The 3,708-nt window shown below is 71.7% G+C and carries 2 protein-coding genes; one reads left to right on the plus strand and one right to left on the minus strand.

The annotated features are described in order from the left end of the window. Positions 1–1,771 (minus strand): carboxypeptidase regulatory-like domain-containing protein (locus tag AB0H87_RS39395; protein WP_360158178.1); only part of this gene is annotated, 1,771 nt, incomplete at its 3' end. A gap of 272 nt (positions 1,772–2,043) precedes the next feature. Between AB0H87_RS39395 and AB0H87_RS39400 the strand changes: the two genes are divergently transcribed. Beyond that, positions 2,044–3,660, plus strand: a complete 1,617-nt coding sequence (locus AB0H87_RS39400) for an ATP-binding protein (protein ID WP_360158181.1) — start codon at positions 2,044–2,046, stop codon at positions 3,658–3,660. The last annotated feature ends 48 nt before the right edge of the window (positions 3,661–3,708 follow it).

Consider the following 3,708-nt stretch of genomic DNA (forward strand, 5'->3'; position numbering starts at 1 on the left):
TCGTGACCACGACCGTGACGACCACCGAGACGGTGGCGACCGTGTCGAGGTTGTCGGGCTTGCTGAGCCACTCGAAGCGCGCCACGAAGTCCGCGATCCGGACGTCCTGTGTGGCGAGGCTGCGCACGACGTACCCGCCGGTCTCGAAGTCGGAACTGCTTGTCGGCGGCGCGGCGAGGTCGCCGGTCCGCGTGTTGTGGGCGATGATGCCGCCGACGAATGCCGGCTCACCGGTCGCCGTCGATCCGCCCCCGGTGATCGTGCCCTCCGGCACCATCGCGATGTCCTTGGTGGTGGTGCCACCGGACCGCACCTGCACGTAGTCGGCGGCGAAGCGGTCCGACGCCCCGCCGGACCAGAGCCAGGCGTACTGCGGACGGAACACCGCGATGTGCAGAACCGGCCAGGCGTACGGCCCGAGCCCGTTGATCGTGAATCGGCCCGTCGCGTCGGAGCAGTGCGGCCCCACCTGACGGTCGAGGGCGGTCGTCGACGAGAGCGCGAAGGGGAACGCGCACACGCGGTTCAACGGGGCACCCGTGCCGGCGTCGCGGGCCACACCGGTGACGGAGCCCGGTGGGTCGACCCGGATCGGCGCGATGGCCTTGGCCTCGTCGTTCTTGGCGGTGAAGAACGTGGCCCTCCGTTGGTCGCCCGTGCCACCCTTGGCTCCGATCCACTGTGCGCCGTAACGGTCGTCCGGATGCAGGGCGAAGATCTGCGTCCGCACAGCGCCCTCGAGCGGGCCGACGACGAGCCGACCGTCGGGCGCGCTGCAGCCCTGGCTGAACAGCGCCGGGTGCAGGTTGGGGTTGGCGAACTGGACGCACACGCCCGCCGCGGGCCTGCCGGTGGCCGACTCCCTGACGGTGGTCACGAACGCGGTCGCCCGCTCCACCTCGACGGTGATGCGTTGTGTCCGGCCCGGTGCGACCGTCAGCGTCCTGGTGGCGGGCCAGTGCGTGCCCTCGGGCTCCGCCCGGACCTCGTAGTCACCGGCCGGCACACCGCCGACGGTGAACACGCCGTTGGCGTTCTCGCACGTCTCACCACCGGGCCGATCGGTCACGTGCACACAGCCGCGGGTGATGCGCTTGTGATCCTTCTCGTCGACCATGACGACCTCGACCGTGCTCAACGGCAGCAGCGTGTCGTCGACGACCCGCACCTCACCGGGCGCGAGGTCGAAGACCGCCGCATCCGCGAACACCTTCGTGGCGAAAGCCCACTGTGAGCCCAGGTCGTCGGTGTGGGTGAAGACCGTGTACCGCCCCGGCGCGAGGTCGGCGATCGTGTACGCGCCGTTCGCGTCCGTCATGGCGGCCGTCTGGCTGCCGGACGCGACGCTGGTCGCCGTCACCGCCGCACGTTCGACCGCCGCGCCGTCAGACCGGGTGATGCGGCCGGCGATGTCGGCGAAGCCGTCGAAGAGGCTGACGGAGATGAAGAACCCGAACTCGGACACGTCCACGCGGGCCGCTCGCGCGAAGGTGCTGCTCTGGAAATACCATTGATCCGGAAAGCCCGTGGCCCGAATGCGCACCTTGTACGCGCCAGGGGTGACCGGCACCGTGAACTGGCCGTCGGCGTCGAGGCAGCCGGTGGCCACCTCGACGGGCGTGTCGGCCTGGAACACCGTGACGCAGCCGTCGGTGACCGTGGCGCCGCTGGAGTTCGACGAGACGTGACCCGAGATCGCGACCGGGTCGTCAGCCCGCGCGGGCGCCTGTGCCAGCGCCGTCAGGGTGATCGCCGTGGTGACTGTGGCCAAGACACGCAGAACCGTACGAGTCATTGGCGCTCCTCCCCGTTTCGTTTGTCCATTTCGGACCGCTAATGGGCCCAGGGCAGATCCTCATCCTCGTAATCCGTCGCTGGCAAGCGGCTGTCGCGCCAACGACAAGCAGTAGGGCCGGTAGGGGGCGTGAATGCGGTCGTTCGCCCGATGCCGCGCACTACGCTTGAAGGGCGGAACCGTTTGGCTGCCGGTTCGTGGCCGGTGTCCTGCGGTAACGGGCGAACGGCTCCAGGGGAGACGTCCCGATGCATCCAGGGCATGGACTTTACGGCCGGCGCGCAGAGCGTGAATGGCTCGATCAGCTCTTGGCCGAGGTGCGAGCCGGTGACCATGTGGTGCTGGTGTTGCGCGGCGAGTCCGGCGAGGGCAAGACGGCGTTACTGGACTATCTGGGCGACAAAGCCGCCGACGCGCGGGTTATCCGGGTCACCGGTGTCCAGTCGGAGATGGAGCTGGCCTATGCGGGGCTCCACCAGCTGTGCCTGCCGATGCTCGATCGGTTGGACGGCCTCCCGGCTCCGCAGCGCGCCGCGCTGGGAGTCGCCTTCGGCCTCGCCGACGGTCCGCCTCCTGATCGTTTCCTGGTCGGGCTGGCGGTGCTGACCCTGCTGTCGGCGACGGCGAGCAGCCAGCCACTGATCTGCCTGGTCGACGACGTCCAGTGGCTCGACCGCGCCTCGGTGCAGGCCCTGGCCTTCGTGGCGCGGCGGCTGGTGGCCGACCCGATCGCCCTGGTCTTCGCCCAGCTCGAGCCGAGCGACGACCGGGAGCTGCTCGGGCTGCCGGAGATGCCGGTGACGGGGCTGGCCGACCACGACGCCCGGGCGTTGTTGACATCGGCGGTTCCCGCACTCCTCGACGAACGCGTGCAGGACCGGATCATCGCCGAGGCGCACGGCAATCCGCTGGCCCTGCTCGAACTGCCGGACGAGGTCAGCGCGACCGACCTCGGTGGGTGGCTCCACCTGCCGAGGTCGCGACCGCTGGAGAGCCGGTCGGCTCGCATCGAGCGGGCCTACATGCGGCGACTGCGCCTCCTGCCCGCACCGACCCAGCAGTTCCTGTTGCTGGCCGCGAGCGAACCGCTCGGCGATCCGACGGTGCTGTGGCGGGCGGCGTTCCTGCTCGGTCTGGACGGCGAGGTTTCCGCGCCCGCGGAGGCCGCCGGGTTGGTCAGGCTGGGTATGCGCGTCGGCTTCTGTCATCCGCTGGTCCGGTCGGCCGCTCGCCGCTCCGCGACGCCGCTCGAGCTGCGGGAGGCGCATCGCGCGCTGGCCGAGGTGACCGACCCTCGGACCGACCCGGATCGGCGGTCGTGGCACCTCGCGGCGGCCGCCGCGGCACCGGACGAACGCCTGGCAGGAGAGCTGGAACGGTCAGCGGACCGGGCGCGCGGCCGGGGTGGTGCCGCGGCCGAAGCGGCGTTCCTGCGACGCGCCGCCGAACTCACGCCCGATCCGGCACGCCGCGGCGAACGAGCCATGGCCGCCGCCGCGGCCGCGTTGGCGGCCGGGACACCCGACGAGGCCGAGGGGCTGCTCGCGACCGCGGAGATGGTCGACCTGAACGGCCTGCAGCTCGCCCGCGTGGAGCGGCTCCGCGCGCAGTCGGCGTTCGCCCGCAGCCGCGGCCCCGCCGCCCCGATGCTGCTGCTGGCCGCGGCACGGCGGCTGACCCCGCTGGACGCCCCGCTCGCCCGGGAGACGTATCTCGAGGCGCTGGTCGCGGCGGCGTTCGCCGGCGACGCGCAGCTGCCACCGGGGCAGGGCCTGCGCACCGTGGCCGAGTCCGCGCGCCTCGCTCCCGCCGACCCCGGCTCTGGGCCGACGCGATGGGCCTCGTGGTCATCGAGGGCGTGCTGATCGCCATCCTGGTGCTTACCGGGCTGCGGGAGAGCATCTTCCGGTCGG

Source organism: Asanoa sp. NPDC050611 (assembly GCF_040654855.1).
In the GTDB taxonomy this organism is placed as follows: domain Bacteria; phylum Actinomycetota; class Actinomycetes; order Mycobacteriales; family Micromonosporaceae; genus Asanoa.

Bases quoted from the DNA above. Each gene is read 5' to 3' on its own strand.
- AB0H87_RS39400 (WP_360158181.1), top strand. From the start codon at position 2,044: ATGCATCCAGGGCATGGACTTTACGGCCGGCGCGCAGAGCGTGAATGG.